The 17,248-nt window shown below is 73.0% G+C and carries 20 protein-coding genes; 8 read left to right on the forward strand and 12 right to left on the reverse strand.

Annotation, left to right across the window (positions count from 1 at the left end):
- Positions 1–3 precede the first annotated feature (3 nt).
- Positions 4–1,473 carry a gamma-glutamyltransferase gene (locus tag AB0G10_RS18850; protein ID WP_360922760.1) on the reverse strand — a complete coding sequence of 490 codons (1,470 nt, stop codon included), beginning with the start codon at positions 1,471–1,473 and terminating at the stop codon, positions 4–6.
- 26 nt (positions 1,474–1,499) lie between these two features.
- Positions 1,500–2,672, reverse strand: coding sequence for a CinY protein (locus AB0G10_RS18855; RefSeq protein ID WP_360922762.1), 1,173 nt, complete (start codon positions 2,670–2,672; stop codon positions 1,500–1,502).
- Between the two features lie 34 nt (positions 2,673–2,706).
- Here AB0G10_RS18855 and AB0G10_RS18860 point away from each other — a divergent pair, with 34 nt between their 5' ends.
- Positions 2,707–3,120 (forward strand): hypothetical protein, encoded by a 414-nt coding sequence (locus AB0G10_RS18860; protein WP_360922765.1) that lies wholly within the window; start codon positions 2,707–2,709, stop codon positions 3,118–3,120.
- Positions 3,121–3,184: 64 nt separating this feature from the next.
- Positions 3,185–3,481, forward strand: a complete 297-nt coding sequence (locus AB0G10_RS18865; protein ID WP_360922768.1) for a hypothetical protein — start codon at positions 3,185–3,187, stop codon at positions 3,479–3,481.
- Positions 3,482–3,518: 37 nt separating this feature from the next.
- On the opposite strand, the gene AB0G10_RS18870 is transcribed toward AB0G10_RS18865, so the two are convergent.
- Together AB0G10_RS18870 and AB0G10_RS18875 are read right to left on the reverse strand one after the other, a co-directional pair.
- Complete coding sequence (locus AB0G10_RS18870; protein ID WP_360922771.1) at positions 3,519–4,385, reverse strand: NmrA family NAD(P)-binding protein; 867 nt, start codon at positions 4,383–4,385, stop codon at positions 3,519–3,521.
- Complete coding sequence (locus AB0G10_RS18875) at positions 4,382–5,719, reverse strand: FAD-binding oxidoreductase (RefSeq protein ID WP_360922774.1); 1,338 nt, start codon at positions 5,717–5,719, stop codon at positions 4,382–4,384. Before AB0G10_RS18875 ends, AB0G10_RS18870 begins: the two co-directional genes overlap by 4 nt.
- A 76-nt stretch (positions 5,720–5,795) precedes the next feature.
- Here AB0G10_RS18875 and AB0G10_RS18880 point away from each other — a divergent pair, with 76 nt between their 5' ends.
- From AB0G10_RS18880 to AB0G10_RS18900, 5 genes are all read left to right on the forward strand, one after another.
- A complete protein-coding gene (locus AB0G10_RS18880; RefSeq protein WP_360922777.1) occupies positions 5,796–7,538 on the forward strand; it encodes a BTAD domain-containing putative transcriptional regulator in 1,743 nt (580 codons plus the stop codon).
- A gap of 176 nt (positions 7,539–7,714) precedes the next feature.
- Entirely contained in the window at positions 7,715–8,458 is a 744-nt protein-coding gene (locus AB0G10_RS18885) for an NAD(P)H-binding protein (RefSeq protein WP_360922780.1), read from the forward strand.
- Positions 8,459–8,644: 186 nt separating this feature from the next.
- Entirely contained in the window at positions 8,645–9,061 is a 417-nt protein-coding gene (locus tag AB0G10_RS18890; protein WP_360922782.1) for a hypothetical protein, read from the forward strand.
- A gap of 88 nt (positions 9,062–9,149) precedes the next feature.
- Complete coding sequence (locus AB0G10_RS18895; protein ID WP_360922785.1) at positions 9,150–9,962, forward strand: FAD binding domain-containing protein; 813 nt, start codon at positions 9,150–9,152, stop codon at positions 9,960–9,962.
- 6 nt (positions 9,963–9,968) lie between these two features.
- On the forward strand, positions 9,969–10,220 hold the full coding sequence (locus AB0G10_RS18900) for a 2Fe-2S iron-sulfur cluster-binding protein (RefSeq protein WP_360923068.1): 252 nt from the start codon (positions 9,969–9,971) through the stop codon (positions 10,218–10,220).
- On the opposite strand, the gene AB0G10_RS18905 is transcribed toward AB0G10_RS18900, so the two are convergent.
- Together AB0G10_RS18905 and AB0G10_RS18910 are read right to left on the reverse strand one after the other, a co-directional pair.
- Positions 10,174–10,413 (reverse strand): hypothetical protein, encoded by a 240-nt coding sequence (locus AB0G10_RS18905; protein ID WP_360922788.1) that lies wholly within the window; start codon positions 10,411–10,413, stop codon positions 10,174–10,176. The genes AB0G10_RS18900 and AB0G10_RS18905 overlap by 47 nt on opposite strands.
- Positions 10,414–10,424: 11 nt before the next feature.
- A complete protein-coding gene (locus AB0G10_RS18910) occupies positions 10,425–11,699 on the reverse strand; it encodes an MFS transporter (RefSeq protein ID WP_360922791.1) in 1,275 nt (424 codons plus the stop codon).
- A gap of 96 nt (positions 11,700–11,795) precedes the next feature.
- Between AB0G10_RS18910 and AB0G10_RS18915 the strand changes: the two genes are divergently transcribed.
- A complete protein-coding gene (locus AB0G10_RS18915) occupies positions 11,796–12,716 on the forward strand; it encodes a LysR family transcriptional regulator (RefSeq protein ID WP_360922794.1) in 921 nt (306 codons plus the stop codon).
- Between the two features lie 29 nt (positions 12,717–12,745).
- Here AB0G10_RS18915 and AB0G10_RS18920 read toward each other — a convergent pair whose 3' ends face one another.
- The 6 genes from AB0G10_RS18920 to AB0G10_RS18945 all read right to left on the reverse strand — a co-directional run bounded on the left by AB0G10_RS18920 (position 12,746) and on the right by AB0G10_RS18945 (position 17,233).
- The gene (locus AB0G10_RS18920; RefSeq protein WP_360922797.1) at positions 12,746–13,228 is read right to left on the reverse strand and encodes a hypothetical protein; all 483 of its coding nucleotides are present in this window, start codon (positions 13,226–13,228) and stop codon (positions 12,746–12,748) included.
- A 139-nt stretch (positions 13,229–13,367) separates the two neighbouring features.
- Positions 13,368–14,525 (reverse strand): alanine--tRNA ligase-related protein, encoded by a 1,158-nt coding sequence (locus tag AB0G10_RS18925; protein WP_360922800.1) that lies wholly within the window; start codon positions 14,523–14,525, stop codon positions 13,368–13,370.
- A gap of 221 nt (positions 14,526–14,746) precedes the next feature.
- Positions 14,747–15,961 carry a YncE family protein gene (locus AB0G10_RS18930; RefSeq protein ID WP_360922803.1) on the reverse strand — a complete coding sequence of 405 codons (1,215 nt, stop codon included), beginning with the start codon at positions 15,959–15,961 and terminating at the stop codon, positions 14,747–14,749.
- A 79-nt stretch (positions 15,962–16,040) separates the two neighbouring features.
- Positions 16,041–16,409 (reverse strand): hypothetical protein, encoded by a 369-nt coding sequence (locus tag AB0G10_RS18935; protein WP_360922806.1) that lies wholly within the window; start codon positions 16,407–16,409, stop codon positions 16,041–16,043.
- An 84-nt stretch (positions 16,410–16,493) separates the two neighbouring features.
- Positions 16,494–16,736 (reverse strand): hypothetical protein, encoded by a 243-nt coding sequence (locus AB0G10_RS18940; protein ID WP_360922809.1) that lies wholly within the window; start codon positions 16,734–16,736, stop codon positions 16,494–16,496.
- On the reverse strand, positions 16,736–17,233 hold the full coding sequence (locus AB0G10_RS18945; protein ID WP_360922811.1) for an FHA domain-containing protein: 498 nt from the start codon (positions 17,231–17,233) through the stop codon (positions 16,736–16,738). The genes AB0G10_RS18940 and AB0G10_RS18945 overlap by 1 nt, the downstream gene beginning before the upstream one ends.
- Positions 17,234–17,248: the final 15 nt, after the last annotated feature.

A 17,248-nucleotide genomic window follows, 5' to 3' on the forward strand; every position in this document is an offset into this window, starting at 1 on the left:
GCCCTACGGGATGACCGCGGCGGTTCCGTCGGCGCGGGGATCGCTGCCGGCGGCGAGGACGCCCCCGCTGAGCCGGGCGGCCTGCACGTGCCCGGCGTCGTCGTGCGGCCCGGCCGTCGTCTCCACGGCGAGGCCCATCTCCCGGGCGGTGACGGCGAGCGCGCCGGCGCCGGGCGTGCCCGGTTCCATCAGCAGGGTGGGCGCCGGCCGGTCGATCTCCTGCGCGCCGATGACCCACCGCGGCCGGGCCACGACCGTCGCGAGGTCGTCCGCGGTCAGGGCGTCGGCCACCTGGGCCAGGATCCACGGCTGCGACCGCCCGCCCTGACATCCCACCGCCAGCACGGTGTCCCGGCTCGTCGCGATCACCGGGCAGAGCGTGTGCGGCGGCCGGGCGCCGGGCGCGAGCCGGCCGGGGTGCGCCGGCTCGAGCCGGAACGACGAGCCGCGATTGTGCAGCACGATGCCGGTACCGGGATCGAGCAGCCCGGACCCGAAGCTCTGGAACACGCTCTGGATCAGCGTCACCGCATTGCCGGAGTCGTCCACGGCCGTGACCGCCACGGTGTCCCCGGCCGCCTTGACCGCGCCGCCCTCGTCGTGGTGCTTCGGCGGCGTCCGCAACAGCAGGCCGTCCAGGTCGATCGGGCCCGTCCTCGGGTCGCCGAGCAGGGCGTTGCGAGCCAGCTGCGCCCGCCGGGCGTCGGCCAGCAGCGACCCCGACCCGTTGATCGCCAGGAACGTGGCGCCCTGCACCGGCGGCGGCGCGGCGAACCACTCCACCCCGTCGGCGACGGCGTGCAGCGGGTCGGCCACCTCGGCCTCGTGGCGTGCGAGGTCGGCGGTGGAGAGCGGGCTGCCGAGCCGGTGCAGTCCGTCCACGAGGCGCCGGCCGAGGTCCCCGTCGTAGAACGACCGCCAGTCGTCCGCGAGCGCGTCGAACGTCCCGGCCAGCGCGGGCTGCACCAGAGTCCTCACCGGCTCGCCGCCGGCATCCAGCAGCAGCCCGGCGAGACCCGGATCAGCGCGGATGTCACCGATGCGCCCGAGGATCGCCTGCCGCAGCCCCGCGCTGACCGCGACACCCTCGGCGGCCAGCCGCCGAGCCGGAGCGAAGTGCTCGACCGGCGGCAGTCGCGCCCCCAGCGAGGCGACCGCGGCCCACCCGGCGACCACCCCGGGCACGGTGATCGTCTGCGGCCCGCCGTAGGGCATCGCGTCACCGGCGGCCCGCAGAGCCGCCACGTCGACCGCCGCGGCGGCCGCCCCGATGGACAGCACCGCGCGAACGTCCCCGCCGGCCGGGCGCACGAGCGCCACCAGATCGCCGCCGACCGAGCACTGATGCGGATACGCCACGGTCAGCGCCGCCGCGGCCGCCAGCGCCGCGTCGACGGCGTTGCCACCGGCCGAGACCACGGCGCGGGCGGCGTCGACGGCCGCGGGATGGGGAGCGGCGACAGCGACCGGCATGGACACCTCCGGGGGGAAGAACGCGATCAGAATGGCACGGGCGGAGGAACCCGGCGCCGCCGCATGCCGATCGCGAGCAGGACCACGACGGCGACGACGACGCCCGCCACGAGCAGGCCAGCCGGGCCGCGGCGTACCGGCGAGCCCTGGCAGTCGCGCACCGGGTCGTCGTGGGTGAGGGCGCAGATCATCCGGTCGGCGTGGGCCGGGCCGTACCGGGCCCTCAGCTCGGCCCGGAAGTCCGCCCATTGCCGGCGGCTCTCGGCGATCGCCCCGGCCACCGCGTCGGCGAAGTTGGAGGCTACCTGTCCTCGCGGCGTACCGGGCTCGGTGGCCCGCCCGCTGACCGGGTCGATCAGGCCCCGGTCCTTGTTCAGCGCGGCGTGGGTGATCCGCAGCTCGCAGGCGCCGACGCCGGGCACCTGGTCGTGCAGGACGTAGCAGCCGGTGGTGAAGCCGGCGGGCATCACCGGGGCCGGGCCGCGCAGGTCGAGAAGCGGGGCCGGGCCACGCAGGTCGAGCAGCGGGCTCGGGCCACGGAGGTTGAGCAGCGGGCTCGGGCCGGGCCGGTGCAGTCCGGGCGGGTTGTCGGGCCCGATGGGCCGGGACGGGTCGGCCCGGTCGGCCCAGTTGGAGTGCGAGTAGAAGTCCTGCACCCCGTGCAGCACCCGCCCGAACGACTCCAGCACCGTGCACTTGGCCCGGTCCTCGTCGCGTTCCCTCGGGTCGCACTCGGGGCCGGCCGCCACCTCGCCGGCCACGACCTCGCCCCGGTCGTCGAGCAGGAACGCGGCGCTGTCCAGCCCGTCCCGGAACCGCCGGCGCAGGTGCTCGACGCAGTCGGTCAGCGCGGTGAGGGCGGCCGTCTCGGTCCGCGGGTAGCCGCCGTCGAGGTAGTCGGCGTCGTCGCAGTGCGCGGCCGAATCGGCCATCTCGTCGCTGTCCGGGGCGCCGACCGCGCCGAACTCGCGGTCGTGCCCGGCCAGGTAGTCGGCGGTGATCGGTCCGAAGCAGTCCGGCCGCTCGTTCGTGCAGGCCAGGGCCGCGCGCGTGATCCGCTCGTGCTCGCGGTTCTGCCCGCCCGTGTCGATCGTGCCGAACGCGAGGGCGGGTGACGGCGTGGCGCACACGAGCAGGAGCACAAGCAGCAGGACCCGCACCGCCGAAGCGTGCGGCGCGGACATCCTCGGTGTCTTCATCCGGCGGGGATGACCAGGGCGTTACGGTGGGACGATGCAAGATCCAACGCTCCGCGACCGGATCCTGCGCTACCGGGCCGACCCCGGCCTGTCCCGCGATCAGGCGGCGGCCCGGATCTCGGCGTACGTCTACGGCAACATCATCGTGTTCGCCACCATGGTGCCGCTCGGCGTCGCCGACCTGTCGCACGGGCACGGCGCGCTGCCGGTGCTGACCTCCGGCCTGATCCCGGCGATCCTGCTGCTGGCCGGGGGCCGGCACTGGCTGCCGGAGCGGGCGAGCATCCTCGCGTCCGAGGCGTACCTGCTGTTCCGGATGGCCCTGATCGGTCTCCTGGTGGAGCGTCTGCGATCCGAGCGCGCTTCCGCCCGTACCCTCGCCTCGGGTTTGGTCCTGGCAGTCGCGGCCGCCGCCGTCGCGCTGGTCAAGGTCGCGCTCGGCCACTGAACGACCGCCGATCACCCCTGGAGGATGAGGCCCGGGCCCGGCCGGACCTCGACGATCGGAGCCCATGGGATGTCTGTTCGCGCTGTTCGCGGGGGTGTTTCCCCGGCTCGCGCTCTTCATCGTCTGGATCGCCCGGCCGGCGCTGGTCAACGCGGCCTTCGACACCTGGTTGCTGCCGCTGCTGGGCATCCTGTTCCTGCCGTTCGCCACGCTGATGTACGTGATCCTCTACATCCCGGGCGTCGGCCTGACCGGCTGGGGCTGGTTCTGGGTCGTCTTCGCGGGCCTGCTCGACCTGGCGCACTGGGGAGCGAGCGCCACCCAGCGCCGGCAGATCCCGGGCTATCCGGCGGCTCGCTGACCAGAGACCTTCTTTCATGGGTACGGGGACCGGAACCTCACACGGCCACCTCGGCGGGGGGCGTGAACGCCGCCGCGAAGTCGCCGGCGAATCCGGTGATGTCGCGCGCCGGACGGCCGGTGATCGCCGGGACGTGGCCGGTGGTGCGCTCGAACCCGCCGTCCCGGATGAGAGCGAAGACGCCGGCCAGGTGGGCGGCCAGCCAGTCCGGGAGGCCCGCGCCGGCGAACCGGGGCCGCGCCTGCTCGGCGGTCAGGTCCAGCGAGGTGACGGTACGCCCGGTCGCGGCCGACAGCGCCGCCGCCACCTGGGCGAACGTGACCGGCGTGGGGCCCGTCAGCTCGTACGCATGACCGGGGTGCCCCTCATCGAGCAGGGTGACCGCGGCGACGGCGGCGACATCCCGGACGTCGATCATCGCGACGCCCCGGCCCGCCGTGGGCGCCGGCAGCACGCCCGTGTGCGCGATGCCCCCGGCGACCATGAGCAGGTTGGTCATGAAGTACGCCGGCCGCAGGATCACCGCGGGCACCCCCGACCCGCGGAGATGCTCCTCGATCGTGCCGTGCCAGCGGAACGGCGGCAGCGCTGAATCCGGATCGGCGTGCATGGCGGACAGCTTGACGATCCGCTCGACACCGGCCGCCGCGGCCGCGTCGATGACGGCGGTCTCGTGCGCGACCTTGCGGGGACCGTCGGCGGCGCAGAGATACACCCGGTCGACGCCGTCGAGGGCGCGCCGCAGCGAGGCCGGATCGTCGAAGTCGCCGGCGGCGGTCTCGACGCCCGACATCTTGCCGGGGTCGCGGACGAAGGCGCGGACGTCCGCCTGGCGGGCCTGTAGTTCGCGGACGACGCGGGCGCCGACGGCGCCGGTCGCGCCGGTGACGAGGATGCGGGTCATGACGGAACCTTTCGATCGGTGGCCGGTGGGATGTGGTGGCCGAGGTGGAAGACGTTCGCGGGATCCCAGACGCTCTTGATCGCGGCGAGCCGGGCGTGGTTGGCCGGGGTGAACGCCGAGCGGGTCCGGGTGTGGTCGGTGAGCAGGGACAGGAAGGAGCCGCCGGTCGCGTGCGGGCGCAGCCGCCCGGTCAGCCGATCGAGGGCCGCGTCGCCGGCGTGTTGGGGTCCCACGGCCAGGACCGAGTACGGCACGTCGCGGTGGCCGGCCGGCCCGGCGTCCGGACCGGGTTCGGCCATGGCGCCACCCCAGTGCCGGACGTCGACGAACGCGAGCGGCGAATCCTCGGCGCCCGCCTCGACGACCGCCCGCAGCACCTCGTCGGGCAGGTCGCGCATCATCTCGATCTCCTGGCGGCAGGCCATCGGCGGCGCGTCCGGGCCGTTGGCGGCGTCGCTCGCGGCCGGGAAAGGCCGCACCCCGAACCCGTCGTGCAACGGTGGCCCGGCCGCCTCCAGCAGCGGGGCGAGGACTCGTCGGCCGTCGTCGCCGTGATGGAACGCCCTGATCGCCAGGACCCGTCTGCCGCTCGGTGGCAGGCGGAGCAGCAGAATCGCGGTGTTCATGGCCCGGGGCTCGCCGGGCGCCCACTCCCGATAGGCGGCCAGGGTGTCGTAGGCGCGTTCCACCGGATGGAAGGACATGCCGGACCAGACGCGCGGCACCGGATACAGCCGGAACTCCAGCGACGTGACGATCCCGAAGTTGCCGCCGCCGCCCCGCAGCGCCCAGAACAGATCGGGATGCTCCCGCGCGCTCGCGGTGACCGGCACGCCGTCCGCGGTCACGACGTCGGCGCTGACCACGCTGTCGGCGGCGAACCCGAACGTCCGGGACAGCCAGGACTGGCCGCCGCCGAGCGTGTACCCGGTCACACCGACCGTGCTGCACCGCCCCGCGAGTCCGGCCAGCCCGTAGCGGGCCGCCGCGCGGTTCACGTCCGCCCACACCGCACCCGGCCCGACCCGGGCCACCCCGCGTCCGGGATCGATGGAGACCTCGTCGAGGGCTGTCGTCTTGAGCAGCAGACCGCCCTCGGCCGGAACGACCCCGCCGTGCCCGGTCGCCTGAACCGCCAGGGCCAGATCGTGCTCGCGGGCGGCCAGCACCGCGGCGCGCACGTCGCCCGCCGACGCGGCCGCGACCACGACCGACGGCCGCGCCTCCACCGTCCGGTTCCATCCGAGCCGATGTTCGTCGTACCCCGCCGAGCCGGGCCGGAAGACCGGACCGTCGAAGCGGTGCTCCAGTTCCACAGGACTTCGCACTCTCATGGGCCCGAAGCTAGGCGCCGCCCCGCCGGATCCGGATGTGCTCGGGATGTGGTGGCCGGGTCATACCGTGGTCACCGTGTTCGTGCGGGTCCTCGGAACCGCCGGCGTCCACGACCCCGGCGGCGTCCCCACCTCTGCCGCCGCCGGCGCCTCCGCCCTGGCCGGCGCCTCCGGCGGCGGGGGCGTGCGCCTCGAGCGCAAGGCCCGGGAGCTGCTCACCGTCCTCACCGTCCGGGCGCCGTCCGCGGTGGGCCTCGACGAACTCGCCCGCCTCCTCTGGGACGACCCGCCACCCTCGGCCGTCAAGACGGTCCGCGCCCACCTGTCCCGGATCCGCGCGGCCATGCGAGCCTCGGACGCCGTCGAACGTGTCGGCCGGGACGCCTACCGCCTCGCTCTCCCGCCCGGGCACACCGACGTGGGCCTCGTCCTGGCGGCCCGCACCCGAGCCCGCGACCTCATGGCCGCCGGCGGCCCGGACGCCGCCGCGACCGTCCTGGCCGAGGCCCGCGCGATGTGGCGGGGTGACCCCGAGCTCCCGGACACGGTCGCCGCGGCGGCTCTGCGGCAGGGCTGGCGCCAGGAACGGCGTCTGCTCGTCCAGGAACATCTCGGCGCCGTGGCCGCGGGCAGCGACCCGGCGTCGGCGCTCGGCGAACTCGAGCAGCTGACCGCCGCGGACCCGCTCGACGAGCCGCTGTGGGTGCACTACGTGCGCGCCCTGCACCGGGCCGGACGCCAGACCGAGGCCCTGCGCGCCGCGGCCACCGCCCGATCCGCCCTGGTCGAACTGGGCCTCGACCCGTCCGGCGACCTCCAGGCCGCCCAGGCCGAGGTGCTCCGGGCCGCGCCGCCACCGGCCGCACCCACCGCGCCTGCCGCCACCGCCACCGCACCCGCCACCGCCACCGCCACCGCACCCGCCACTGCCACCGCACCCGCCGCCGCGTCGGTGCGCTATGCCGGCGTGACCGCCTACACCCGGCTCTCCCATGAGGGCCGTGACCTGCTCGTCCTCAACCCGGGAATGCTCACGATCGACGGCCTCCTCGACGAGCCGCACGCCCGCACGGCCCTGCACACCCTCGCCGGCCACCGCGCCGTCGTCTGCCTCGACCGTTCCGGGATCGGCCTGTCCGGCCCGCTCGACCAGCACCGGCCGCCGCTGGATCAGTGGGTCGGCGACGTGCGCCGCGTCCTCGACGCCCTGGACGTCGGCCGCGCCGACCTGTTCGCCAACTTCGACACCGGCCTGGTCGCGCTCGAGTTCGCGGCCCGCCACCCGGACCGGGTGCGCTCACTCGTGCTCGCACAGTGTTTCGCGCGCTACACGAGGAGCGCCGACTATCCGTACGGTCTGGACGCCGCCACCACCGAGACGCTGATCCGCGACACGGTGGCGCCCGCCGACCCGGGGCAGGGCGTGGACTCGGTGGCCCACGCCGCGCCGAGCGTCGCCGCCGACGAACAATTCCGGCAGTGGTGGAACCGCCTCGGCCGGCGCGGGGCGAGCCCGGCGGTGGCCATCGCGATCCGTACCGTCGCCACCGGCACCGATCTGCGCCACCGCCTGCCCGCCGTCACCGCTCCGACGCTGATCCTGCATCGGCGCAACTGCCTCAACGTGGACGCCGGCCACGCCTCCTACCTGGCCGCCCACCTGTCCCGGGCCCGCCTCCAGCTGACCGCCGGCGCCGACGCGCTCTGGTTCACCGGCCCGGCCGACCTGCTGCACCACGCCGCCGGCTTCCTCACCGCCCCGGATCCGGCCGGCTTCCTCACCGCCCCGGATACCGCCGGGCCTGGACCGAGACGGTGACGGGGTCGCCTGTGACGGCTGAGCGGAACTACCGCGTCTCCGCGGCGGCGGCCACGTTGCGCAGCAGCAGTGCCTCGGCCAGGTCCAGGTCGGCGCGTGGCGCGGGATACCCCTGAACCCGTGTCACATTCTTCGTACCCGTCTCGTCCTTTGCTGGTGAGAGAGAGGACTCGATGATGAGAATCGCGGTAGCGGGTGGCACCGGCGTGGCCGGACGGATGATCGTGGAGGCGTTGCGGGCGCGCGGGCAGGAGACCGTCACGCTGTCCCGCGGCGCCGGCGTCGACCTGCTGACCGGCACCGGCCTCGACGACGCGCTGACCGGCGCCGACGCGATCGTCGACGCCAGCAATGTCACGACGATGAGCAGGTCGGTGTCGGTGGACTTCTTCGAGCGGGCCGGCCGGAACCTGGCCGACGCGGCGCGCAAGGCTGGGGTGCGGCACCTGGTCAGCCTGTCGATCGTCGGCATCGACCGGGTGAAGAGCCCGTACTACGCGGGCAAGCTGCGGCAGGAGGAGATCGTGCGGGCCGGCGCGGTGCCGTGGACGATCCAGCGGGCGACGCAGTTCCACGAGTTCCCCGGCCAGCTGCTCGCCCGCATCCCCGGCCCGATCGCGATCGTGCCGTCCGGGCCGGGGCAGCCGATCGCGGTCCGCGAGGTGGCCGAGGAGCTCGCCGAGATCGTCCTCGGCGAGCCGCGGGGGATGGCGCCCGACCTGGCCGGTCCGCGGGTGGAGACGCTGGCCGGCATGGCCCGCAGGCTGATGGCCGCGGGCCTGATACGCCGCCGTCCGGTCCTGCCCGTCCACATCCCCGGCGGGACGAGCGCGGGCGGCGTGCTGCCGGCCGCGGGCGGTCCGCGCGGCGTCGTGACGTTCGACGAGTGGCTGACGTCTCAGAGGCAGATCCAGCAGTAGAGCGACTCGTCACGTTCCCGGGCCCGTGATCACCCTGGACACCACCACCCGGACGACCCGCGATCAGGAGCAGGAGCCCCAGCTTCCGTACGGCCGGAGCACACTGGCGACGAGCTCACCACCGGCATCCCGCGTACCGGTGGCGGCGGCCGCGGGATGCCGTGATCGACTGGTGGGGTGGAAGCGATGAACAGCGAGTGGGTGCGGGCGCACCTGCGGGACGGGGAGGGTTTTCAGGCCGCCGTCTGGGTCAGCCGCGCCGAGGAGAACACGACGTTCGAGCTGACCCGGGCCGCGGTCTCGCCGTTCCGGTTCCGGCGGCGGCAACGGGATTTCGTTCGTACGCCGGAGGGTCTCGCCTTTGATCTGGAGGCGCATGTCCGGCTCGTCAGCGAACCGCGGATTCTCGCTCTCACCGATCGGCGGCTGATGGTGCTGGCGCGGCGGTTCGGGAAATGGCGGCCGCGGTGGGAATGCCCCCGGGAGAAGCTCGCGACGGCCTCGGAGCGGGGCGGGCGTCTGACGCTGTCGTTCGCCGACGGGTCGAGCGTCACACTGCTGACGCCCACCGCCCGGGTGAAACCATTCCTCGATCGGGTTTGACGGACCTCGATCGGGTGTAAAAGCCTTTATCCACATTGAACGGCCGGCGAACGGGTATGCAGTCTGCCCAAAAGAGGGTGGAGGGTCGATGCAATACCTTGCCGCGCGTGACGAGGGCGATGTGCTGGAGGCCTTGTCGGACGGGGAGACGTCGGTGCTCGCCGGCGGCCAGAGCCTGATCATCGATGTGCGGCGGCGGGAACATTGTCCGCCGCGAATCGTCGACATCAACCGGGTGACCGCATTCGACACTCTTATCGAGAACGGCGGATTCCTCCGGATCGGGCCGCTGGTCCGGCACCGGACGTTCGAGTCGGAGAAGGTCGCCGGGCCGCTCGGCGAATTGATGCGGGTCGTCGTGCAGCACATCGGGCATCCGCCGATCCGGGCGCGCGGCACGATGCTGGGCAGCCTCGCCTACGCCCATCCGGCCGCGGAATGGCCGGTCGTCGCCGTCACGCTCGGTGCCCAACTGGTCCTTGCCGGCCTGCGCGGGCGCCGGACCGTCGCGGCCGGGGAGTTCTTCACCGGGCCCTACGGCACCGTGCGCCGGCCGGACGAGCTGCTCGTCGAGGTGCGGCTGCCGCTGCTGCCCGGCGGCACCGGCACCGGCTATGCCGAGGACCGCCGGACCACCATCTATCCGCAGGCCGCTGCGATGGCCGCGATCACCGTGACGGACGGGCTGATCACCGCGGCGGCGATCGGCCTGGTCAACGCGGGACCCTGTCCGGTACGGGCCCGGGCCGCCGAGAACGTGCTGCTGGGCGGCCCCTGCTCGGACGCGGCGATCACCGCGGCGGCCGAGGCGGCGGCGGAAGTGGACGTCACCACCGGTGACCGCCGCGCGATCAGACGGCAGGCGCGGCGGGCACTCAGCCAGGCGCGCGAGAGGGTGTGACCGGTGATGCGGGTGACGGTAACGGTCAATGGGGAACGGCGCGAATACGACGTCGAACCGCATGCGACGCTCGCCGAGATGCTGCGTGGCCGCGCCGATTGCGACGACGGGACGTGCGGCGCGTGCACGCTCTTCGTCGACGACGACGAGATCCGGTCGTGTCTGATCCTGAGCGTGCAATGCCACGGCAGCCGCGTCGATGAGAAGGTGGTCAGCCCGCCTGGTAGTGGTATGTGCGACCTCCGTCTCCAGGCGTGAATCCGTCCGGCATGAAACCCAGCGACAGCGCGGTGTCGACGATGAGGGCCATGCCGAGGCCGGTCGCGTCCACCGGTTCGGGCGCGCCGCCGATCGTCAACCTCTCCGGCACCCAGAGATCGACGCGGTCGCCCGCCGCGGCCTTCTGCCGGAATTCGTCGCAGAGCGCCTCGACGGCGCGTACCTCGGTCATGGCACATGAGATCACACCGCCGCAACGGTCCGGGCCCGGGCCAGCAGCAGCGGGGTGAGGAGGAGCAGAGCCCCGGCGATCCCGATGGCGGCCCGCGTCCCGGTGACGGCCGCGAGCGCGCCCCACAGCGCGGTCACCCCGGCGATCGCCGCCGCGTTCGTCACCGACCAGGCGGTCAGCACCCGCCCGATCCGCTCGTCCGGCACGCGCTGCAGCCGCTCGGTGGCGAGCAGCGGATTGAACACGCCCATGCACGTGATCACCGCGAGCTCCACCACGACGACCAGGAACAGACCCTTCACGCCCGGGGCGGCGAAGACCAGCCCGATCGGAGCGACGACCCGCAGCACCCCGGCCACCAGCAGCACCCGGTCCCGGCCGTGCCGCCTCTCGAGCCGCCGGGCGAGCTGCGCCCCGGCGAACCCGCCGACGCACGGCAGGCCGAAGGCGAGACCGTACTGCCAGGCCGGCCAGCCGAGCTCGCCGAGCAGCAGCACGGCCAGGAGCGGCTCGGTCGCCATGATCAGGGCGTTGACGGCGATCGTGTTCCGGAAGAGCCCGCGCAGCCGGTCATCGGCCCCGATGAACCGCCACCCGTCGGCCAGGGCCGCCGCGCGGAGCCGCCCGCCGCCGGTGGACGAGGCCGGGGCCGCCGCGCGGAGCCGCCCGCCGCCGGCGGATGCGGCCGGGGCCGCGGGGCTCGACCGCGCGGCGATGGGTGCGGCGGATGCGGCGGGTGCGGGTCTCGTCTCCCGCACCCGGATCGCCGCTATCGCGAGGCCGGACAGCAGGAAACCGGCCGCGTTCGCGCAGACGGTCACGACCGGCCCGAACGCGCTCACCGCCGCGCCGCCGAGGGTCGGCCCGAGCGCGATGGCCGTCCACGCCGTCGACTCGAACCGGGCGTTGGCCCGCAGCAGCCGATCCGGCCCGACGACCTGCTTCAGGAAGGCGCCGCTCGCCACCGTGAACGCGATGTTCGCCGCCGCCCCGACCACCGACACGGCCACCAGCTGCGCATAGGTGAGCACGCCGAACCCGTGCAGCAGCGGCACGCTGAGCAGCGCCCCGCCCCGCACCACGTCGGCCGCGATCATGACGGGCCGGCGCCGGCGATGCTCCAGCCACGGTCCCAGCGGCAGCGCGAGCACCGCGCCCACAGCGAGTCCGGCGGCCGCGAGCGCCGACACCGCGGCCGGCCCGGCGCCGAGCACCTGAACGGCGATCAGCGGGAACGCCCCGACCCCAGCCACGTCCCGGCCGTCGACGCCGCGAACGCGATCCACAACCAATGGAATGCTCTGCCCATGGCGAAGGATTCGATCAGGAAGGCTGAGCAGCGGTCCAACAACCGCACGATCGGCGTGGTACAACCACCCGTTGTGGACATCGAAGCCGTACGCACGTTCGTGGCGGTCGCCGACACCGGTCGGTTCCAGGACGCGGCCGACGACCTGCACATCACCCAGCAGGCGGTCTCGAAGCGGATCGCCAAACTGGAGCACGCCCTCGACGCGCGGCTGCTCGCCCGCGGCGCCGGTCTCACCCTGGACGGCCGCGCATTCCTGCCGCACGCCCGCGAGCTGCTCCGCGCCGTCGAGCGGGCCGCCGCCTCGGTGCGCCCGGGGGAGCGTGCCCTGCGCGTCGACGTCCTGAACCTGCGGATCGCCCCGGCCCAGGCGATGCGCGCGTTCTATGCGGCGCACCCGGACGTCGACCTCGACGTGATGGCCCTGCCCGGCGGCACCGTGACCACCGCCGCCGGGGCGCTGCTGGCCGGCGAGATCGACGCGACGTTCCGGGCCGTGCCGTCGGCATTGCCCGAGGGCATCACCGCCCTGCCCCTCCTCGCTGACCCGTTGCAGCTGCTCACCGGCCCCCGGCATCCGCTCACCCGCGTACGGAATCTGCGCCTTGCCGATCTGACCGGGCACCGCATCTGGATTCCCGGCATCAAGCCGGGCAGCGAGTGGGAGGCCTACTACCGCGAGCTCGCCGCCACCTTCGGCCTGAGCATCGACCGCATCGGCCCCAATTTCGGCACCGAGGCCATGATGGACGCGCTCGCGGATTCCGCCGAGCTCGCCACCTTGATCGGGACCAGCGATCGGTACGTCTGGCCGGCCGCCCACGATCTGCGCCGCCTCTCGATCACCGGCCCCACCCCGGTCTACCCGCACGCCCTGCTGTTCCGCACCGACAACCGGCACCCCGGCCTGGCCGCCCTCCGCCGGCACCTGACCGCCGAGCGGAAGCCGCCGCCCGCCGACGTCTGGAACCCCTTCCCGCTGCCGGCGAGCTGATGCCGCCACGATGAAACGGCGAAACCCTTTCAGGTACGGCCGTCGCGCTCCTGCGCATCCCGCAACGACCGCGCATGGGGAACCCAGTCGGCGAGCCGGACCGGGAAGCCCTCGGCCTTCAGCAGCTTCACCACCGACGGGTCGTCGTCGACGACCACGGCGATCGTCCCCTCGCGGGACAGCGTCCGCAGCCGGCCGTGCTTGTAGTCGCGCGCCGGCCTGCGGTCGTGGTCCGGGCGCATCAGCAGGGTGCCGGCGGGCAGCCCGTGCTCCTCGAACCACCGTGCGGTGACCCGCCGCAGCCGTTCGGGGCGGCCGGTCAGCCACACCAGGCGGTGGCCGGCCGCATACTCGTGGACCAGGTCGACGCCCACCTCGAGCGGCGTGTCCCGGCCGGCCGCCGCGAAGAACGCCGCCCAGTTCTTCGGCCGGCGCGCGATGTGCGGCAACCGGTGACGGACGTCCGCCACCACCCCGTCCACGTCGAAGACGGCGATCGGTGGGTCGGACATGTGATCATCTTGGCAGGCCCGGAGGAAGCCGGCTCTCGGCGGGGCACTCGCCGCCGCCGCCGAACGGCTCGGCCCGATCGGCGTCCTTCAGCACAGCCCGGCGCCGGCCGAGGTTCGCCGCCCCGCTCGACGACTGACGTCAGAGGATCAGGTCGACCAGCTCCCTCGGCACCCCGTGCGTCTCGTGCAGCTGCCGGTAGTCGTCATCGGTCAGCGGCCCGGTCGATCGACGCCGGGACAGCACCGACCGGCCGCGCCGCAGCAGGTCGCGGAACCGCCGTTCCTCGCCCAGCAGGATCTCCCGGGGCGAGGAGGAGAGCCGGAAATGGTCGGTCGTGTGCTCGATCAGCGACTCCGGGAGATCGCCCAGCGTCCGATCCGGATCATCGCGCCACAGCATCGTCAGCACCCGCCGGACGAGGCGGCGCAGCACGTAGCCGCGCAGCGTGTTCGACGGCCGCACCCCGTCGCCGATCACCACGATGCTCGACCGCAGGTGGTCGACGACGATGCGCAGGGTTCGCTCGTCCAGCGGCCACAGCCGGGGGATCGACGTCATCCACGGCTCGAAGACGTCGGTCTCGAACACCGACCGCTTCCCCTGCAGCACGGTCAGCATCCGCTCGAGCCCCATCCCGGTGTCGATCGACTCGGGCGTGACCGGCACCAGCGTCCCGTCGCCGAGCCGCCGGTAGCGCATCATCACGTGATTCCACACCTCGGTCCAGCCGTCGTCGCTGGTGGGCGTCCCGCGCGGCGGCCCCTCGCCGGTCCACACGAAGATCTCCGAATCCGGCCCGCAGGGTCCGGTGGGCCCGTTCGACCACCAGTTCTCGTCCGTCGTCATTTCGATGGGTACGCCGAGCCGCTCCCAAACCCGGAGCGATTCGAGGTCGGGGCCCACCCGGTCGACGTCCGAACCGCCGAAGACCGTCACGTGCAGACGGTCGGAGCCGAGCCCGAACCCGTCCCGGAGCAGCTCGTATCCCCAGGTCAGGCTCTGCGTGCCGGGGTAGTCGCCGAGCGACCACGATCCAAGCATCTGGAAGACGGTCAGATGGGTGTCGTCGCCGACCTCGTCCAGGTCGGTGGTGCGCAGGCAGCGCTGCACGTTGACGAGCCGGCGCCCGAGCGGGTGCGGGCGGCCCTCCAGATAGGGGGTGAGCGGGTGCATGCCGGACGTCGTGAACAGCACCGGATCGCCCGGTGGCGGAATCAGCGAACCGTCCGGGACCACGAGGTGGGAACGGTCCCGATAGAAGTCGACGAACGTCCGCACGGTTGTTTCGACGTACATGAGAAGGGCCTTTCCGGTTTGAAGAAAGCGACCGGAAAGGGAGCATGCGGCGACGCAGAGGACAGCAATTCGCCGGCGAGTCCGTTTCCGGTCGCCGGCGAAGGAAGGAGAAGGTCAGGCGGCGGCGACCGTGGAGCCGGTAGCTCGCGCGGTCGCCGGACGCATGCTGACGTTCATGTCGTCGAAAATACCGTCCGCCGGGAGAGGAGCCCAGCGATTTTCTAGGCCGCTATGCGCGCGATCCGGACGCGTTGCGGATGGTCGCCGACCGGGACCGAGACGACCTTGCGGCCGGTGGCGAAACTGATCGCGGTGACCTGATCGGCGCCGCTCTCCGAGATGACGCAGTCGCGGCCGTCCCCGCTCACCGTCGCCCAGTAGGGCTTCGACGCCGTGACGAGCGGCCCCTCCCGCAGCGCCGCCCGGTCCACGATCGTGGCGTAGTCGTCCATGGTCCCGGCGACGCAGAGCCGTCCGCCGTCGGGGCTCATCGACAGGCCGTGATGCCGCGAGTCGTTGACGAACGTGGTGCGGTCGTCGCTGGTCCCCGCGTTCTTCGGCAGAGTCTTCACCCGGGTGATCCTGTCGGTCGCGACGTCGTACTCGATCAGCCCGTTGAAGAACGAGACCTGGAAGTAGAGCGTGCCGAAGTCCGGGCTGAAGACGGCCGGCCGCACCGCGTTGGACAGATCCTTGCGACCGAAAGCGTTCAGGCGCGAGCGCATGTCGATCGTCTTCACGGTCTGGAACGTGGCCGTGTCGACCACGGTGATGTGCCGGTCGCCCTTGGTCCAGTCCCAGATCGGCGCGTCCAGGTCGGTCTCGACGTTGCCGATCGACATGTTCCACAGATAGCGCCCACCGTCGGTGTAGACGTTCTCGTGCGGCTTGTCGCCGGTCGCGAACGAGCCGAGCTGCCGGCCGGTGGTGATGTCGAGGACGTGCACGGTGTTCGAGGTGGACGCCGACACCGCGACGGTCGTGCCGTCCGGGGAGACGGCCATGTGGTCGGCGCGGTACCCGGACACCGGGAAGCGCCAGCGGACCGCGCCGGTCGCCAGGTCGATCGAGACGACGTCGGCGAAGCTGGGCCGGGAAGCGACGATCGCGGTGCCGTCCGGGGTGGCGTAGAGGTCGTCGACGAGCTGGTCGTGCCCCTCGCCGGGACCCTGCTGGATGCCGAGGTAGTAGACCAGCCTGATCGGATTCAGATAGATCTCGGCGAGTCGTTGCGCCCTGTCCGGCACGATGTTCACCCGCCGGATCGGGGCGTAGTCGCCGCTGGGGTTGATGACGTCGGCGGTGCCCTCCCAGTTGTTCCCCACGAGGAGGACTTCGCGGAGGCCCGGCGCGGCGTGCGCGGTGGTCGGGACGGTGGTGACCAGGAGCGTCGCAGTCGCGGCGGCGGCCAGGACGCGCATCGTCATTGAGCGCATGTGCATCTCCTGGGGTGCTGATACATCGAAGTTACTGAATGGTAAGGAGATGGTGACACGCGCCACAAGAGCGGTTTTCTCAGAGGAGAGGCAGTCCGACGAGCGCGCCCAGCGCGCGCAGTGAGGTGGCCAGCGCGGTTCCGGCCGTGGCGAGGGCGCCGGCGTCCCGCAGTCCCTCGGCGAACCGCTGCAGGTGGGAGCCCGCGGCGGCCCGGTCGGGCAGGGCGCGCTCGGCCTCATCCAGGTGGGCCTCGGCCTGTTTGCGCTCGGCGCCGGTGAGGCGGAGCTCGTCCAGGGCCTCGCGCAGGCGCCCGATCTCCTGGGTGAGCTGCGGCGAGGCGCCGCCGACGTGCTGGTCGCGGCCGGCCACGTACTGGTCGCGGCCCGCGACGAACTGGTTGCCCGAACCGGTGTTGACCGGCCCGTTGACGTTGCCGAACGTGCTCATGTCCCGCCTCTGCGTTCCTCGCGTTCGCGGGCTGCCCCGCTCATCTCCCGCCTCTGCGTTCCTCGCGTTTGCGGGCCGCCTTGCTCATGTCCCGCCTCTGCGTTCCTCGCGTTTGCGGGCCGCCTTGGACATGCCGCCGCCGATGCCGGCCAGGACGCCGCCGAGCAGGAACGCACCCGCGCCGACCGGGATGATCGGCACGCCCAGCAGCTCGGCGGCCATCGGATCCCGCCCCACCGGGTCGTCGATCGACGAGCCGAACGCGATCATGAAGAAGTAGCCGATCAGCGCGAAGCCGCCGAGCGCCAGCAGTGTCCCGAAGATCATCAGGAAGCGGCCGAAACCCCGGCCCTGGAACATCTCGTCCGAGGCGTCGTAGTCGTTGGTGTAGGTGAACGGTCGCCGATGTGCTGGTCGCGGCCGGCCACGTATTGGCTGCCGGCCCCGGCGTTCACCGGCCCGTGCACGTCGCCGAACCGCATCGGCGGCTGCGGCTGCTGCTGGTGGTGAGGCGCCGGGGTGTCGTAGCGGAGCCGGACGTGCCCGAGCTGCACCGTGTCGCCGGGGCGGAGCGGCCGTGGCTCGGCCCACAGCCGCTCCTCATTGACCCAGGTGCCGTTGGTGGAACCGATGTCGCGCAGCGCCACCTGATCACCGTGCCGGGACACGAGAACGTGCCTCCGGCTGACCGAGCTGTCCGTGACGAGCCCGGCCGGACTATCCCGTCCGACGACGGAGTCCCCGTACGGAATGTCCCACGCCGCGTGTGCTGTCGGCCCGTCGAGGGTGACGAGCCGGTGCGGTACCCCCCATCCCGGGTCCATGTCTGATAAGCGTGC

The organism is Actinoplanes sp. NPDC023714 (genome assembly GCF_040639855.1).
Lineage (GTDB): Bacteria > Actinomycetota > Actinomycetes > Mycobacteriales > Micromonosporaceae > Actinoplanes.

Coding starts and splice junctions, on each gene's coding strand:
- AB0G10_RS18850 (WP_360922760.1), bottom strand. CDS start 1,473: ATGCCGGTCGCTGTCGCCGCTCCCCATCCCGCGGCCGTCGACGCCGCC.
- AB0G10_RS18855 (WP_360922762.1), bottom strand. CDS start 2,672: ATGAAGACACCGAGGATGTCCGCGCCGCACGCTTCGGCGGTGCGGGTC.
- AB0G10_RS18860 (WP_360922765.1), top strand. CDS start 2,707: ATGCAAGATCCAACGCTCCGCGACCGGATCCTGCGCTACCGGGCCGAC.
- AB0G10_RS18865 (WP_360922768.1), top strand. CDS start 3,185: ATGGGATGTCTGTTCGCGCTGTTCGCGGGGGTGTTTCCCCGGCTCGCG.
- AB0G10_RS18870 (WP_360922771.1), bottom strand. CDS start 4,385: ATGACCCGCATCCTCGTCACCGGCGCGACCGGCGCCGTCGGCGCCCGC.
- AB0G10_RS18875 (WP_360922774.1), bottom strand. CDS start 5,719: ATGAGAGTGCGAAGTCCTGTGGAACTGGAGCACCGCTTCGACGGTCCG.
- AB0G10_RS18885 (WP_360922780.1), top strand. CDS start 7,715: ATGAGAATCGCGGTAGCGGGTGGCACCGGCGTGGCCGGACGGATGATC.
- AB0G10_RS18890 (WP_360922782.1), top strand. CDS start 8,645: ATGAACAGCGAGTGGGTGCGGGCGCACCTGCGGGACGGGGAGGGTTTT.
- AB0G10_RS18895 (WP_360922785.1), top strand. CDS start 9,150: ATGCAATACCTTGCCGCGCGTGACGAGGGCGATGTGCTGGAGGCCTTG.
- AB0G10_RS18900 (WP_360923068.1), top strand. CDS start 9,969: ATGCGGGTGACGGTAACGGTCAATGGGGAACGGCGCGAATACGACGTC.
- AB0G10_RS18905 (WP_360922788.1), bottom strand. CDS start 10,413: ATGACCGAGGTACGCGCCGTCGAGGCGCTCTGCGACGAATTCCGGCAG.
- AB0G10_RS18920 (WP_360922797.1), bottom strand. CDS start 13,228: ATGTCCGACCCACCGATCGCCGTCTTCGACGTGGACGGGGTGGTGGCG.
- AB0G10_RS18925 (WP_360922800.1), bottom strand. CDS start 14,525: ATGTACGTCGAAACAACCGTGCGGACGTTCGTCGACTTCTATCGGGAC.
- AB0G10_RS18930 (WP_360922803.1), bottom strand. CDS start 15,961: ATGCGCTCAATGACGATGCGCGTCCTGGCCGCCGCCGCGACTGCGACG.
- AB0G10_RS18935 (WP_360922806.1), bottom strand. CDS start 16,409: ATGAGCACGTTCGGCAACGTCAACGGGCCGGTCAACACCGGTTCGGGC.
- AB0G10_RS18940 (WP_360922809.1), bottom strand. CDS start 16,736: ATGATCTTCGGGACACTGCTGGCGCTCGGCGGCTTCGCGCTGATCGGC.
- AB0G10_RS18945 (WP_360922811.1), bottom strand. CDS start 17,233: ATGGACCCGGGATGGGGGGTACCGCACCGGCTCGTCACCCTCGACGGG.